We start from the raw sequence: 17,107 nt of genomic DNA on the forward strand, positions 1-17,107 counted from the left end.
TATATAATAGACACCATATATATTCCAATCGGAACAATATTCTCCTTGCTTGCTAAAGAGACGGGTAATACTATGTTGTAACTTATTCGGTATCATTTTAATTTATTTGTTTTAGTAACTATGTAATCAATATTGATATTTAGTTGCACTTTGATTACGATGCAAAGATCAAAACTTTTTTTAAATCTCCAAACATTTTTAAGACTTATTTTATTGATAATCAATTAGTTATATTTGTTTTTAGGTATAGGAATCCCTGCTCGTTTTTCAACAAGTTTTGGATATTTTGGCAATCGTCTGTCTCTCTGATGCTTACTTTCCAAATGTTATTCTTTATGTACTAATTAACTTTTAAACATTTTTTGATTTTTTTTTAATAAAAAAAGCGTCCAATTTCTTGGACGCTTGTTATTTATATGGGTTTTATCTAAATCACTTCATAATTTAAGGATTAAAATAGCCACATAACGTCCGGTTTCGATTGGATAATTCTACTATCCATCGATAATCACACTGACTAAACAGCGATTTCGGGTTAATATGTGCTCTATTTCTTGTCATTTGTTATGCAAATATTGGATAATCTAGAGGTATTAACCAAATTTCATTTGCGTTTTTTATATTTAATCCTCTAGTTTAGAATGAATTTAAGCAATTTTTCTTTAAAAAGCAAAAAAGTATTATATAAAACTATATTTGTATTTTTATCAATAATGACGGTACAAGACTTTTTAAATTGGTTCAGCAATCACCCTAATTTATTATTAGGTTATTTTGCAATTATTTTAGCGTGCACTTTAATCGGTTTACTTTTTGTAAAGCCGTCGAATTTTAAACCACCTATTAATTATTTCTACGGAATTTTAATTTATGCGGTAACAATACCAGGCTTGTTATCTTTGGTTTTACTTCTTTATAGTTTTTTCTTTCTAAAAATTAATTTATTACAACTTGATTTGGTAACATACTTTGTTCCATTATTATTCATGATTGTAGCCTTAGTTATTATAAATAAAACGATCCCTATGTCTCGAATTCCTGGTTTCGGAAAGTTATCAGGACTATTCATAATTATTATAATAACGTTCATAATAACATATGTCCTACAGAGAATGTTTTTTGGTGTATTCTTCGTAGGAAGGTTTCAATATTTACTGTTGTTTTTCTTGGCTTTATTATTTGGGCTTAAAATAGCTTGGGACCGTATAGTAAAATGATTGAAAAAATAATAATTGTAACATTTTGATGCTAGATGATACCTATATTATAAAGGTATATAAGGAAATACTTATCTTAGGTCCTTCTAAAAACACTTATTTTTTTAAATTTGTTTAAATTCACTAACCATGCTAAAAAATTTAAAGTCCTTATTTATAGTAGATGATTCTGAAGAAGAGAATAAAGAGACTTCTGGATCATCTGAAAAAGCTGATGTAAGTTCGGATAAAAAGCCAGCCGCTTCAACACCACCGCCGCTTCCTAATAATCCAATAAGTTCTTCCTCAGAAGGAGTTTTGGACACTAAAATCGTAGAAAAGTTATTACAAGCTATAGAGAAAAATAATCTAGATGGTTTTGATTATTTAGAATATAAAAAATCTCTAAAAGCGTTGGAGAAAATGCCAATGGATGAAGCGACGAAATATCGTTCTGCATTTGCCACTGCATCAACAATGGGAGTTACCTTAGATAAGCTTTTACAAACTACTAATTTTTATATAGGAGTTTTAGATAAAGAAAATGAGCAGTTTATAGGCGCTTTTAAAAATCAATTTGACAGCAAGGTATCAGGTAGAGAAAGAGAGATTGCTCAGTTTGAATCAATCATAAAAGAAAAATCAGAGCAAATTAAAAAGCTAACAGAAGAAATTGCGAAACACCAAAAACAGATCGGTGATTTAAAAGCTAAAGTAGAAGAGAGTAATAGTAAGATTAATAAAACACAAAATGATTTTAAGGTATCTTACAGTCATCTAAAAGCTCAGTTCGAAGAAGATATTGTTAAAATGCAGAAATACTTAAAATAAATGGACAACAACTCATTGAAACCAAAAACATTTTGGAAAAGACCCGAAGGTAAAACCGGGATGTTATTTATGGGACTTTTAGGAGCTGGTGGATTATACGGATTGTATAAAGTACTTCCCTTTCTAATTAATATTGTAGAAAATACATTATACCTAGGAGTTTTATTAGCTGTATTAGGGGCATTAATATATATTGTATTAGATCCTAAGATGAGAAACCTTATTTTCTATATGTATAAATCTTTTATGCGTTGGTTAACAGGTCTTTTTATACAGATTGATCCGATAGGAATTCTTAAAAGTTATATTGATGATCTTCATAGTAACTTAAAGAAGATGAATAAGCAAATTGCTGTTCTAAAAGGACAGATGAAACGTTTGCAAACCATTATATATGATAATAAGAAGAATATCAATAACAATCTAAAGCTAGCAAGTGCTGCAAAAGAAAGAGATAAGAAAGGGATTATGATTCTTAAATCTAGAAAAGCTGGTAGATTAAAAGAATCTAATATGAAATTAGATGAACTTTATAAGAAGATGGAAATCTTATATAGAGTTTTAGTTAAGATGTACGAGAATTCAGAGATATTATTGGAAGATATAGAGGATCAAGTGATGGTTAAGGAGCAAGAAAGAAAAGCAGTAAGAGCTGGACATTCTGCAATGAAATCTGCAATGAACATTATTGCAGGAAATAATGACAAGAAGGAAATGTTTGATCGCGCATTAGAAGCAATAGCTGATGATGTAAGTATGAAGATAGGAGAGATGGAGCGTTTTATGGAAATGTCTAATAACTTCATGGATTCTATTGATTTACAGAATGGAATATTCGAAGAAGAAGGTTTAGAATTACTTGAGAAATGGGAGAATGAAGGAGTTTCTCTTATTCTTGGAAATCAAAAAGACCTGTTAGTGCATGATCAACATAGTGTAGATCTGGATGCACCTATAGTTAAAACTAAAACCCAAAATAATCAATACTCAGACTTATTTAATTTTGAGGATTAAAAAATAACACTAATCAAAAATCATGGCAAAAGGAAGATTAACACCGTTTTCAAAAATTTTAATTGTAGTGCTCATTATTGGAGGACTATATTTTTTACTAAATAAATTTGTAAGAAATAACCCAGAGGCTAAAGAAAAAATAGAAGAACTAACTTCTTCTTCTGATAAAGGAGAAACAAAAGAAGGATATAAAGATGTTATTAATGTAGGGGTAGTAACTTGGGGAGGATATGCTGGAGGACAGTATTTCAACGAAGGATTTAAAGCCAATACAGCATCGAGATTCTATAAAGATTATGGATTTAAGGTAAACTTCGAAGTTATTGATGACTTTGATGCTTCTAGAGATGCATTTAAAAATGGTTCTATAGATCTAATGTGGGCAACAATTGATGCGTTCCCGACAGAAGTAGAAGGGTTATCGCAATACCAACCACAAGTTGTGTTCCAGGCAGATTGGAGTCGTGGAGGAGATGCTATTGTAGCAGCAAGAGGAATTAATAAGGTCAGTGATCTTAGAGGTAAGAAAATAGCCGTAGCGCCAATGACACCATCACATTCTTTTTTAATTTGGTTATTGGAAGCTAGTGATATGACGACCAAAGATGTTCAGTTGGTAGAAGTACCAAGTGCAATTGATGCTGCTGATTCTTTTAAAAGTAATACTGTTGATGCCGCTGTTGTTTGGAGTCCGGATGATGCGGATTGTGTAGCAAAAGTAGCAGGTTCTAAAGTATTAGAAAGCACTAAGAATGCAACACATATTATTGCTGACGTATTTGTTTCTAAAAAAGAATTTATAGAAACACATAAAGAGCAATTACAAGATTTATATGAAGGTTGGATGATTGGAGCTTCAGAATTAAACAATTCTGATAGCAATAAGAGAAAAGCGGCGAAGATACTTGCAGAAGGATTGTCGCAGCCAGAAGATTTCTGTTATGACGCTATAAATAATGTACGATTAGCTACTCATGGAGATAACAAAGATTTCTTTGGGTTGAACTCAAATTATACAGGTGTTACAGGAGAGGATTTGTATAATAAAATGAAAGTGAAATATAATAATCTTGGATATAGTACTGCTGGTGCAAAAAGTTGGAGATTACTTTCTACTAAGGATTTAGTAAATAAAACATCGCTATCTGGTGCTTCTCATAATGCCGAACAACAAAAGCAGTTTACTGCAGTTGATAAAACATTGGAGAAAAAAGAATCGCTTTCGTCAAAAAAAGTAAGTATTAGTTTTAGAACTGGAGAGTTTCAATTAGATGAAAATTCTAAACAATTAATAGATCTTCAGTTTACGCCAATCGCAAAAGCATTTGCGAACGCACGTATTAGGATTGAAGGAAATACTGATAATGTTGGATCTAGAGGTCCTAATGTTGCACTATCTAAGAAAAGAGCGCAATCAGTTGCAGATTATTTGATCCAGCAACACAGCATGCCAACGAACAGATTTATTATTTTAGGAAATGGTCCAGATAAACCAGTTCCTGGATGCGAAAGAAATCAAAATGCAGATTGTAAGTCCAAGAACAGAAGAACAGATTTTGAACTGGTTGTAGACTAATGGTAGGGATCAAAAAACTGTTTGAACTTAGAGGAAATTTAGAATCAAAGGATAAAGCCATTCTTACTGTGATTGGTGCTTTGATTCTAATTGGATTATGGTTTTTATTGGCCGAAGTTTTATCTACCTCAGTAATTACACAAGATGAGTCTATAGACATTTCTAAGATCGCTCAAAGCGAAAGAAAATACTACGAAAACGATTCGCTGTTAGTTGCTAGTTATGATGCTCTAGAGCAAATGAGTCTTGAAGAGTTAACAACATTCGGATTAAAGAAAAACAAGGTATATCCTTTACTACCATCACCGATTAAAGTGATTAAAGCTTTTCCTGATCTAAATAAAAACGATGATGTAATAGGAAATACTTTTTATTCTATTAAATTAAATTTTTTAGGATATCTGGTAGCAATCCTTGTATCTATACCTATTGGTTTTTTATTAGGTTTGATTCCGTTATTTCGAGGATTATTTAGTCAGATTATAAACTCTTATCGTTTTATTCCATTGACTGCGGTGACTGGGATTTTTATTATGTGGCTGGGATTAGGAAGCGATATGAAAGTATCTTTTCTAGCATTCGGTATTATAGTATATCTGATACCTGTCGTCATCCAGCGGATTGATGAAGTCCAGAATGTATATCTTAATACTGTTTTTACATTGGGAGCAACATCTTGGCAAACGATCAGAACTGTATATATTCCATATGTATTCTCTAAGATTATCGATGATATCAGAGTATTAACAGCTATTTCTTGGACATATATCACTATTGTAGAGATGTTGAACAAAGGAGGAGGAATAGGAGAATTAATTTGGACTGCGAAAAGACAAAGTAGAATAGATAAAGCTTTTGCTATACTAATTATCATAGTGGTTATAGGGATATTACAAGATCGATTGTTTGTAATGATCGATAGAATATTATTTCCGTATAAACACATAAATAAAGGAAACAAACATTAATATGGCATTACAGTTTACAGATACTCCTCAGGCTCCTAATGTTATAGAACTTAGAGGGATTTCTCAATCATACGATGGAGGAAAAACCAAAATTATAGAGAACTTAGATTTATTGGTAGAGGACAAACCAATGCAAGGGCAGTTTTCTGTCATATTAGGAATGTCCGGATGTGGTAAGTCAACTTTGCTGAGATATATTGCGGGATTGCAAGAGCCAACTGCAGGAACGGTGTTAGTCAAAGGAAAACCAGTAAGTAAAGAAAATAGGGTAAGCATGGTGTTTCAGCAATATTCATCCTTGCCTTGGATGACTGTGTTGGATAATGTTGGTTTGGGATTACGTTTTAAAGGTGTTTCTAAGAAGGAACGTGATGAAAAAGCTATGGAAATGATCCAGTTAGTTGGATTAGATGGTCACCAAAAGAAGTATGCACAATATCCTACATTATCTGGGGGACAATTACAGCGTGTAGCCATAGCCCGTAGTTTGATGTCTAATCCAGAAATTTTATTGATGGACGAGCCTTTTGGAGCACTTGATATTAAGACACGTTTACAAATGCAAGATTTACTAATCGGTATTTGGGAAAAGTTTAGTCCTACAATTTTATTTGTTACTCACGATATACAAGAAGCGGTATACTTAGCAGATGATATTTATATAATGAAACATGCGCCGTCTAATTTTGTTAAGCATATAGATATTGATTTACCATTTAATAGAAATAGAGAAACGAAGCGATTAGCTCATTTTGACGAATTGGTACACCAAGTAGAAGATGCAATGATGCAGATTGATGCTGGGAGTTAAAAGAGAGTTTTTTCAGATATATTGAATGTCAGTCTGAGCTTGTCGAAGGCTATTGCGATCGTAACACTTCGACAAGCTCAGTGTGACATCAAAACTTATAGAGAATTTACTACGTATGACTAACAGAAAATACCATAAAGCCACAGATCAGTTTTTTTCAAAATTAAGTCAGGAGCATAAAGCTTCTTTTTTTAAAGGAAAATCGGTTAATCCATTAAAGATATTATCTATTTCTTCTGCATTTCCAACGCTGAGAATAAAGGATGAAGATTTGTTAGTGTTATATTCTTTAAAAGAGTCAATTGATGAATTAGATTTTATTATTACTACACAACATATTCATTTTGCGGATAACAAGATTCTACTAGTTAAGGATGTGTTTCTAGATGTCAAGTTTAGTGCTTTTCCTAAGGAGCAGATTACGTTACTTAATAATTTGGTAGATGATTTGTTATTAACCAAGAAAGATGAGAAAAAAAATCTTTCTGATTTTACCAATAAGTTTAAAGATTTCGTAAACCAAAAAGAAGATACAACTCAAGATTTTGATATCGATTATGAGTTTCTACAAATTCTAAAAAACGAAGGAGAGAAGATTCAGAATTTGGCAGAAGACTTAAATAATAACAAGCGTTTTTCTAATACGATTAATGCTATCGTTCATAAAACAGATGATGCTATTGAGTTTAAGGCAGAACATGTAATTCTTCAGGACATCATTAGGGTATTCAATATGATATATCCGCTAAGTGATAAAAAAAATACGGTTGCAGATGCTAAGGTGAAATTTTTATTAGCATTTATGTTTGAGAAGCTTCAGGGAAATGATATTATAGCTTCTTTGTCTATAGAACGGATTAACAAATTTGTTCAATCAGAAAAGTTTGATGAAAACATAGAAGTAATTAAAACAGCTAGTCTTTTTGATTTAGGCAATGAATATAAGAATGAATTTTTATTACCATCACTTTTAAAGCGATTGGATAGTCAGCATTTTGCTAATTCAGCATCATTTTTATATAGAATAGCTTCTTTGATAACTAAAGCGGATGGGACAATCTCTGAGGAAGAGACAGCCTTACTGAAGAAGATCAATAGTAAATTACAACATCCTAAAGAAAAATTAGAAGGAGTAAAGCAAACAGAGATCGATGAAAATGAAACCTTAGATGATGTGATGGATGAATTGAATGAGTTAATTGGTCTAGACAATATCAAAACTTCTGTAAAAGAATTATCTAACTTTTTGAAGGTACAAAAGCTACGCGAAGAAAAGGGGCTTAAGAATGTAAATAACTCATTACATTCGGTTTTTATGGGACCTCCAGGAACTGGTAAAACAACAGTAGCACGTTTGGTGTCTAAAATATATAAACATTTAGGATATTTAGAAAAAGGACATCTTGTAGAAACAGATAGAACAGGAATGGTAGCTGGGTATGTAGGTCAAACTGCATTAAAGGTAGAAGAGGTAGTAAAGACTTCGCTAGATGGAGTGTTGTTTATTGATGAAGCATATTCTCTGGCAAAGGATAATAAAAAGGATTTTGGTAATGAAGCTGTAGAGGTATTGCTAAAAAAGATGGAAGATCATCGAGATCAATTGGTTGTTATTGCTGCGGGATATCCAGATGAGATGGAAGAATTTATTGAATCGAACCCTGGATTACAATCACGATTTAATAGATACTTTACGTTTGATCATTATAAGCCTAAAGAACTCATTGGTATTTTTGAATTGTTTTGTGGCAAGAATGATTTTGTATTGGCAGATGAAGCAAAGGAAAAATTAGAGTTCATTTTTGATAAACTATACGAAAAAAGGCATAAAAGTTTCGGTAACGCTAGAGTTGCTAGAAATTTGTTTGAAAAAATTATAGAATACCAAGCGAACCGTATTGTATCCATAACTCCACTTACCGAAGAATTATTAAAGACAATCATAGAGGATGATATCCCACCGATTAATCAAACGGTAGATGATTATTTAAGATTTCAGAAGGATGAAGAAGAAGCTTAATTTTAGTAGGATATGCATATAGAAAAAGTACTATCGTACTATCAGGATTGTTATAAGCAAGAATTTAGGGATAATGATATATTAAATTTTTTAGGAACAAAAGTTCACAAGCGATTCTTTCTAAGTAGTATTGATCAGTTATATCGTGAAGAGGATTCTGTCTTTATGAAAACAGATTTTGGAGAAGAGTTGTATAAGTATCTCGAAATCCATAGAAAAGAAAAGACATTTGTTGCCTGTAGTTTTTTTATTACCGGAAAGCTAACCTTCTTAGGTAAAAAGAGAACAATATGTGCTCCCTTAATTATTACTCCAGCTTCATTAGAAATTAATAATGAAGCATTATATCATATCAATTATAATTTTGAAGAAAATAGAGCAAATGATGCTTTATTGAATGTGCTGAAATCTAATTTTAATCTTGATGATTCGTTTGTCTTGGAGATAAAATCATTGATTAATGATCAGGAACCGGGCAAACAAGATATTCGCGAAGTTGCCAGAAAGCTAAGAGAGTATATAAAAATTGATACAATTGCTCTAGAAGACTTGCCTGAGCTTATCTCTGGAGAAAAACTAAGAAGTCATTTAAAATCATCTTCATTAAAATTACTTCCCGCAATTGCTTTGGGTATTGTCGAGAAATCAAAATCTAGCAGAAATGTTTTACATGAAATTGATGAGATAAAAGAAAGACATTTATTTAATGATACACTTAGAGGTTTCTTTTCCAGAAGAATAGTAGATGTTGATAAAGAAACTAAATCGAGAGAAGCTGTATATGTGCCTTCTAATCTTAGTGAGTCACAATTAGATATTATTCAGGCTGTAAAATCAAATGATATTACTGTTGTAATTGGTCCTCCAGGAACTGGTAAATCGTATACAATTGCTTCACTAGCTCTAGATCAAGTATACCATAATAAAAGTGTATTGATCTGTTCTAAATCTGATCAAGCAATAGATGTACTCCAAGATAAAATTATACAAGATTTAGGAGTAAAAGGTCTTTCTATTAGAGCAGGTTCTGGTAGAAGTCATCGCGCTACTTTAAGAAAGAAAATAGAATCAATTACCAGATTTAGAAAATCTGGAGGGGATTATTTTATTCCTAAAAAGCAAGCTGAAATTGATTATGCTAAAAATAAAATAAAGGAGATAAGTGAAGAAATACAGGAAAGAGAAGGTAGAGAAATTAAGAATGCTGAGCTGTTTTTGGATCACAAACCTTCTTTTTTTAAAAGATTAAAACGAAAATATGTCTCTAAAAAAGTATTAGAAGAATATCCTTTTTGGCAGTTAATAGAATTGTTGGATCATTATATTCATCAGAGAAATAAGTTGATCAAAGAGATCATTTCTTTAAAATACCAAGATAAAATTTCTAATTTATTACAGAAAGATCGAACTTTTTCTCAACTATTAAAGCTTGTAAAAACTAAAGATGTTGTAGAAAGAGATCGTTTATTTCAGGATATCAATTTTATATCAGTATTACAATGCTTACCTATTTGGATTACAAAGTCAACAGATGTTAGTGATGTGTTTCCATTAGAAAATGATATTTTTGATGTAGCTATTATAGATGAAGCTTCCCAATGTGATATTACTACGATGATTCCTGTATTGGCTAGAGCTAAAAAAGTGGTAGTGGTTGGTGATCCAAAACAACTAAGACATGTTTCTTTTTTATCTAGACAGGTAATGGAAAATACTGCCAATAATTACGGTCTGATAAAGGGAGAGGATGTAATGAATTACAGGGAAACGAGTTTCTTAGATTATGCCATGGAACGACTTCCTTCTAACAGTAATATTCATTTTCTTGATGAACATTATCGCAGTGTTCCCAGTATTATCCGATATAGTAATCAGAAATTTTATTTTGATAAGTTAAAGGTGATGTCAGATTTACAAATTCATCATAAATCTTCTGCGGTACATTGGATTTTTTGTGAAGGCGAAAAACTAAAAGATGGGACTAATCTTAGCGAGGCTAACAAAATTTTAGAAGATGTACAACAAATAATTGATCAGGAAATTCAGGTTGCGGTTGGCGTAGCAACCACAATAGGTATTCTTTCTCCTTTTAGAGATCAGGTGAATTACCTAAAGAATAAGATAGAAGAATATGATCTTGCCGCGATAAAGAAACACAAAATAGCCGTTGGAACACCTTTCGAATTTCAAGGAGAGGAACGTGATCAAATGTATATCACATTTACCATTGATAACAACATAAGCAGTTCTGTTTTTCAGTATTTAGATAGAGAAGATGTATTTAATGTAAGTATAACTCGTGCTAAACAAAAACAGTTTTTGTATTATTCTTTTGATCCTAAGAATTTTAAGAATAAACATTTATTAATTGATTACCTATCAGAGACTAGAATACATCATCAACATAATCGAGCGGAAGAATATATTGATAATTTTGCAATAGAAGTACACGAAGAATTAATTCAATTAGGAATCCAAGAAGAAGATATTATTGTCAATTATTTATTAGCTGGATATATAATGGATATTTTAGTAACTTTTAACCAAAGAACGGTATGTATTGATTTGGTTGGATATCCAGGAACCTTAGAAAAAACGTTTTCCATAGAACAATACAAAACACTCTTTAGAACACAAATACCTATTATAACGATACCGTACGCTTACTGGTTGCATAATAAGGAGGCATGTTTGGATCATATTGCAAAGAAAGTTAGAATTAAGAAATGATTACTGAAAAAGAAATATCAAAGCAAATAGGCAGAACTATTAAATCACCCATTCGAGTTGGTAGCGTTGCAGATTTAAGAATAGATGTAAGTTCTTTTCTTCACTTTTTTAGACCTTTTTTTTCTACATTACAAGATGATGTATATTTAGTAAGAAGCAAACAAATCACTTTTTTGAAGGCAAGTTTTTCTTCGGACTCGGATGCTATTGAGAAACTTCATAAACCCTATTTTGAAGGGACACAATCAATAGATGCTTTAGCATATTGGATAGAGCAATTAGATGAGAATCAAAAACAAGAATTTGATCAGTTATCCACAATTACAAGACAACGCAACATTGCTACTTTTTTGATTGAAATTTGGGATGATCAGTATTTTGTAGAAAGAATAGTAGAGCGAGGTTTTGAACAAGATGTAGATGATTTTAGAGTGTGGAAACGTGTTTTTAAACAGGCTAGTAGAAATGCTGTAGAGAACAAATTGTTTTTTGAATTGTTAAAAAGAATGGCTGGTTTGGTAAAAAAGATTCATCCAGAGGTTAGAAAAATCCAGATCACCAGTCATTTTATGAGAACTATTTCTAAAGAAAAGATAAAAGGGGAAAATTCCCCAGAAGGAGTACATGAAGATGGTGCTCAGTATATAATGTCTGCATTGGTAGTAAATCGACAAAATATAGTAGGAGCAGAGAGTCAGATTTATGAAAAAACAGATGCAAGTAACAATGAACTTATTTATAATAAAGTTTTAGATCCCGGAGAGTTTATTTTTCAGGCGGATACAGGAGAGGAATTTACTTTCGGCAATGACCTTTGGCATTACGTAACTCCTATTGAACCAGAAGACATTTCAAAACCTGGAATACGAGATATTATTGGATTTGATATGGATATTTTAGAGTAACGATTCTCCATTTGTCTCTTCTAGTATTTTTGATTCTTTTTCTATTTGTTTTTTGATAAGTTTAAAACTAGTCTTTTGATATAATTTGCGCAATTCATTTTTTCCTTCTATATCGAATTTATTGGCAAGTGTCTGAATACATATAATACCTAATGATCGAGATGTAGTACCATAATTAGTACCTAATGTTACACCAAAACAGCGTTCTAAAATGGTTGTAATAAATTTGACACATTTTTGGTGTTTTCTAATACCAGCAAGAGATACTAAACCCTTTATTATGTCAATATTCTCTATGTATACTTGTTCATAAGTGCCATATATATCATCCTTAGAATTGTAGACTTTATTTCTTAATGTAACGCTTCTTAGTTTTAGATAAGAAGATTTACGAATGATATTATATAGAAAAACATCAAATTTATTTTCGTCTGTATTATCAATATACGTATTGATTTGTTGTAGTGTATTTTGGTCGATTGTATGGCAAAGAATTTTTAGAATTTTAGAAAAATTATGTTGATATTTTTCATTCATGCCAGAAAGTAGTTTGTTTACATGTGTTCCGAATGAATCTGGTAATAATTGAAAAACATATGCCGAAGGAACTAAGCTTATTTTACTATTTTCTAGAATTATCCTATGAATAGTGCTTTTAGCTTCCATATACTCTTTGATAGGTAAGTATTGTATGGATTTAGAACGTAAAAAAGAATGTAAGCAAGTATTAAGTTCTGGACTTATTTTATGATCTGTAGAATATTTTTGTAGTTGACGTAATAAAGGACGTAACGGATAATAGTAGGGATAAGTATTTTTCCATAGTTGAAAGAAATGCGTAAAATCTGTATTGTTCAATCTCATTTTGGAATTAAGAACAAGTTGACCGAGAGCGCGTTTAAAATTTTCGGGAATCTCTGATTTAGTTTCTATAAACCTTATGCGTTTTGATCGATCTTTTTGGGATATCTCTGGTGTGATAAAATAGAAAAACTGCTTTTTAATTTCTGGGTGTGATGTGATTAATTTTTTATAATGTTCTAATGAGTTAAAACCAATTTTATAAAGATCATTATCCTCATAATTAGAGATCATTTTAGCTTCTTCATAGATATCAAACAATAATTCTTCAATTTGAGATATATCTGTGTTAATACTATCCAAATCTATAATTTCTACAATTCTTTTTTCGTCAGTTAGTGTGTCAGAGTTAATGTGTACTAGTTCTTCTTCTGTTATTTGTAGAGGTTTTTTTAGTCCAAAAAACGATAGTATTTTATTGATATTATTAGACATTAATGATGGTAAAACTATTTTATATTAGACCTATTCCATTACTTTCTTCCAGTATTTTTGAATACTTTAATATTTCATTCTTAATACCTTTATAGGTAGTTTCTTGATATAGTTTATTCAGTTCTTCCTTCCCTTTCTGATCGTATTGAAAAGCTAATGTGTATATACATAATTTCCCTAAAGATTGAGAAGTTTCTCCTAATCTAAGGGCTTTTGCATTAGAAAAAGAACGATTTATAATTTTTAAGAGATGAGGGATTAGACTTTTTTTATTATTAAAAGTCGCAAGTGATAAAATCATACTTTTTAAAATACTGATATTTTCTTTTTTTATGTATTGACAATTGTATTGAACTTCTAAACCAGAATTATAAGTAACTTTTTCGACTCTTAAATTACTCATCTTAGGTTTAAAGATAGAAGCTTTTTTTATAAATTCTATTATTTGCCTTTTGTAAACATTCTCACCAATTACATCTATATGTTTTTGAACTAAAACGAGTAATTTAAATGGATTATAAAATTCTTTATTAGTCTCGAAAGTTTTGAATATTATGCAATAAGCATCTTGCTCTTTTTGATTACTATTTTTTAGAAATTTATTTATGTAATCAGCAAAAGGGTCTGAAACTAACAAAAACAAAGGGTGGTTTTCTTCTTTGTCGCTAGTATATGTATGGAGTATTTTCTGTATGGTATTTCTAGCAGTTTTGTAATAGGAATAGAAATGATTGTTAAACCTTGGGCTTTTTAGAAATAATTTTAGATAATTATAAAACTCTTCACTGATACCATTCTTTTCGGATTTTGCTCGTAACCTCGAGGTTATAGAACCTATTGTAACATAAGTAGGATATTCTACCCAAAGGTTCATAAAATATTTAAAATCGTTTTCCTTAAAATGCAGGTTAAATCTTAATAAGAGGTTTAATATTTCATTTAGATATTGACTTTTTAATTTATGGACAGATGCTTCAGGAGCTGTTTCTAAGTTGATAATTTCATTGGCAATCCAATAAAGAAAGTCTCTTTTAAAAGAAACCTGTTGTTCCGATAAAAATTTATAAGATTTTAAGCTTGTAAATTTCGGTGCCCAATAATTATATCTATTGATTTTAAATTTTTCTGTAGCTTCTTTAAAAATAGTATCTGACAATGCGGAAAAACTTCCTTTAAAGAAAGGAGTAGTATCTACATTTATAGTATTTTCTTCTTGACTATCTTCTTTATTAATAGTCGGATTATCTATGCTTTCTAATTCCTTTTTAGTAATCTCAAACTTAGATTTCTTAATCCCAAAAAGAAATGAAAGAATTTTATCAAATATCATTGATTAGACTATTAAATGACACTTTGATAAAAATTAAGACAACACACAACTAATGTCATCCAAAGAAGAACCATAATCAAAACTAAAATCTATATGAACCAAATCTCCTGCTTTTACTTCTTGAGTATTAGTGGTTTTCAATACTGTCGGAGGCATTAAACTATCAGTACCTGTAAAATTAGAGCCTTCTGTCACTTCTACATAAGATTCTAAATACAGTGCATTTATAGTTCCTGAGAATAACACTGGAACAGAAAAACTAAGTTTTACACCTTGTTTTTTTTCTTTTAATAGTTCGATTTCATTAACCAAAAACTGCTGAGTTAAAAACATAGGTTGGTGTCTAGTAAAGTTAACCGGGTAGTGATGCACGTCCGAGTCGATCTCTGCTTCACATAACCGTGCAAAATTTACAATTCGATTCGGAAACAATTTCCCTCCAGGTTTTAAGAAATCTCTCATATGCTGAAAAATCTGCACCTGAAATTCATTAGCACAGTAAATACTCATTAACTCGCCAACAACAAAATCTACTTTTTCAGGTAAATCTACAGTTAGCGCATCAGCATAGATTACTTCTACTTTATCTGCCCAAGGATATTTGGCAATTTCTTTATTTATAAAAGGAATCAGATCAGGATTATTTTCAATTAGATATGCTTTTTTTACAAAAGGCATATATAGTTTAGTAAGTGGCAATGTTCCTACACCTATTTCACAAACCGTAGCATCCTTAAAATTATTATTAAGTTGAAAAGCTTTATGAAACGCATCTACACGTTGCTTATCCGTTTCCATAATCTTATAATAGATTTCTGGAAAACCAAAATGAGATTCATCAAAAGTTTGCGCTTTTAGCAAGCTATATTTTAATGCATCATAATTGTCAATTACTTCCTCAAATAATTTGTCTTTCATTCTTTTAATGATTGTTTTTAGTAAATATAGTGATTAGTGATCTAAAGATATGAATAGCTAGAAAACATAAAAATGAAAAAACTTTAAAATAACTAAAAATAGGGGTAGGGTATTCTTCTATTGATGCGTTTTATTTTTGAAAACCATAAACGTCCTTTTTATGATTCTTAAAATTACTAAGCTTATTACGGCTAGTTATTCTTTAAAATATCTCTTTATAATACTGGCTTTTAGTTTCCAAAGTGCTTTTTCTCAAACTGAAAACAAATCATATTTTTTTGGTCATAGTTTGGTGAATCACAGTGCGGATCAATCTACGCAGAATCGTAGTAATATTCCTGATTGGATGTTTTTATTAGCACAACAAGCTGGAAGTGATTATTCTGTAGATGGTCAGTTTAATTTTTTGCCATTACAAGAGTTGCCGGCAATATATCAATGGGGATTTATTGATGCGCCTAGTGCCAGAACAAATGAAACTAATAATGACTTTGGTAGTTGGGATTATGATAATGTAATTGTTACGTTGGCTAATTTTATTCAGCAGACATCAACACCGTCTCAAAATGCATTTTGTGATCAAGAATATGTAGAAGATTGTGATGAGGATCCTAATGCCCTTAGCTCTGTGGAGGCAGTATTAAGAATCTTAGATTATTCCAGAGATGAAGAACCTGGGATCAACTTCTATATTTATGAAAATTGGCCTGAATTTAATGGAACTTTTCCACCAGTTTCTCAAACCGAAGAAGAACAAGAATTTGGAGCATTTTATGATTATACCAGAGGAGAATTTCATGATTGGTGGATTACATTACAAGATGAGGTATTGGCTACTAGACCAGATGCTAATGTAAAACTAATTCCGGTTGGACCTATCTTATCTGATTTGTTTTCAGATAATGGGATATTATCTGAAATAGCCGCTACGACGCTCTATGAGGATTCCGCTCCACACGGATATCCAGTTTTATATTTTTTAACTGCCTTGATACATTATTCAGCTATTTATGGAGAGCAACCTCCACTGAATTTTCAGTTTCCAGATGCGGACTTACCTGCGCCAATTCGAATCCCAGATATAGTAAAAAATAATTATCCAAGCATTGTAAATTTTATATGGAATAGCTTACAAGAGTATACTTTTAGTAATGGTGAAAGTAGAGTCTTTTTGGAAAATCAAATATTATCAGTAGACGATTTATCAATACATACTCCAAAGCCAATAATATATCCGAATCCTGGAAATGGTGTTTTTAATCTAGAGTTATCAGATGCTACGGTTTTTCCGATAGACATCAAGATTGTCAACACTATTGGTCAATTAATTGACGAGGTTTCCATAACTGATCATCAATCAGCGAATATTAATTTAGATAAAAAAGGGGCGTTTTTTCTAAAGATTATTGGTGATCAGTATTCGGATATTGTAAAATTGATTGTAAAGTAATGTTAGTAACCGAATAAGAAAAATCATGCAAAGCTCATTGAGCAATTTGTGTTGAACTATTT

The 17,107-nt window shown here is 31.1% G+C and carries 12 protein-coding genes; 9 read left to right on the plus strand and 3 right to left on the minus strand.

The window, feature by feature from the left end; all coding sequences use genetic code 11:
• The first annotated feature begins 1,346 nt into the window (after positions 1 to 1,346).
• The 8 genes from NMK29_RS00850 to NMK29_RS00885 all read left to right on the plus strand — a co-directional run bounded on the left by NMK29_RS00850 (position 1,347) and on the right by NMK29_RS00885 (position 12,051).
• Positions 1,347 to 2,027, plus strand: a complete 681-nt coding sequence (locus NMK29_RS00850) for a hypothetical protein (protein ID WP_027395297.1) — start codon at positions 1,347 to 1,349, stop codon at positions 2,025 to 2,027.
• Positions 2,028 to 3,041 carry a hypothetical protein gene (locus NMK29_RS00855; RefSeq protein ID WP_027395298.1) on the plus strand — a complete coding sequence of 338 codons (1,014 nt, stop codon included), beginning with the start codon at positions 2,028 to 2,030 and terminating at the stop codon, positions 3,039 to 3,041.
• Between the two features lie 22 nt (positions 3,042 to 3,063).
• On the plus strand, positions 3,064 to 4,617 hold the full coding sequence (locus NMK29_RS00860) for a phosphate ABC transporter substrate-binding/OmpA family protein (protein ID WP_027395299.1): 1,554 nt from the start codon (positions 3,064 to 3,066) through the stop codon (positions 4,615 to 4,617).
• Positions 4,617 to 5,585, plus strand: a complete 969-nt coding sequence (locus tag NMK29_RS00865; protein ID WP_108805197.1) for an ABC transporter permease — start codon at positions 4,617 to 4,619, stop codon at positions 5,583 to 5,585. Before NMK29_RS00860 ends, NMK29_RS00865 begins: the two co-directional genes overlap by 1 nt.
• 1 nt (position 5,586) lies before the next feature.
• Positions 5,587 to 6,396, plus strand: a complete 810-nt coding sequence (locus NMK29_RS00870) for an ABC transporter ATP-binding protein (RefSeq protein ID WP_108805198.1) — start codon at positions 5,587 to 5,589, stop codon at positions 6,394 to 6,396.
• Between the two features lie 115 nt (positions 6,397 to 6,511).
• Entirely contained in the window at positions 6,512 to 8,416 is a 1,905-nt protein-coding gene (locus NMK29_RS00875; protein WP_199915071.1) for an AAA family ATPase, read from the plus strand.
• 12 nt (positions 8,417 to 8,428) lie between these two features.
• Complete coding sequence (locus NMK29_RS00880) at positions 8,429 to 11,146, plus strand: DEAD/DEAH box helicase (protein WP_108805199.1); 2,718 nt, start codon at positions 8,429 to 8,431, stop codon at positions 11,144 to 11,146.
• Complete coding sequence (locus NMK29_RS00885; protein ID WP_108805200.1) at positions 11,143 to 12,051, plus strand: 2OG-Fe dioxygenase family protein; 909 nt, start codon at positions 11,143 to 11,145, stop codon at positions 12,049 to 12,051. The genes NMK29_RS00880 and NMK29_RS00885 overlap by 4 nt, the downstream gene beginning before the upstream one ends.
• Here NMK29_RS00885 and NMK29_RS00890 read toward each other — a convergent pair.
• Genes NMK29_RS00890 through NMK29_RS00900 form a run of 3 tightly spaced genes read right to left on the minus strand, consistent with a single transcriptional unit; the run spans position 12,043 to position 15,595 of the window.
• Entirely contained in the window at positions 12,043 to 13,347 is a 1,305-nt protein-coding gene (locus tag NMK29_RS00890; protein WP_108805201.1) for a hypothetical protein, read from the minus strand. The genes NMK29_RS00885 and NMK29_RS00890 overlap by 9 nt on opposite strands.
• Before the next feature lie 19 nt (positions 13,348 to 13,366).
• A complete protein-coding gene (locus NMK29_RS00895) occupies positions 13,367 to 14,677 on the minus strand; it encodes a hypothetical protein (protein ID WP_108805202.1) in 1,311 nt (436 codons plus the stop codon).
• Positions 14,678 to 14,710: 33 nt separating this feature from the next.
• On the minus strand, positions 14,711 to 15,595 hold the full coding sequence (locus NMK29_RS00900; RefSeq protein WP_108805203.1) for an rRNA adenine N-6-methyltransferase family protein: 885 nt from the start codon (positions 15,593 to 15,595) through the stop codon (positions 14,711 to 14,713).
• Positions 15,596 to 15,755: 160 nt separating this feature from the next.
• Here NMK29_RS00900 and NMK29_RS00905 point away from each other — a divergent pair, with 160 nt between their 5' ends.
• The gene (locus tag NMK29_RS00905) at positions 15,756 to 17,045 is read left to right on the plus strand and encodes a T9SS type A sorting domain-containing protein (protein ID WP_108805204.1); all 1,290 of its coding nucleotides are present in this window, start codon (positions 15,756 to 15,758) and stop codon (positions 17,043 to 17,045) included.
• The last annotated feature ends 62 nt before the right edge of the window (positions 17,046 to 17,107 follow it).

This window comes from Aquimarina sp. Aq107 (assembly GCF_943733665.1).
Taxonomy (GTDB): Bacteria; Bacteroidota; Bacteroidia; order Flavobacteriales; family Flavobacteriaceae; genus Aquimarina.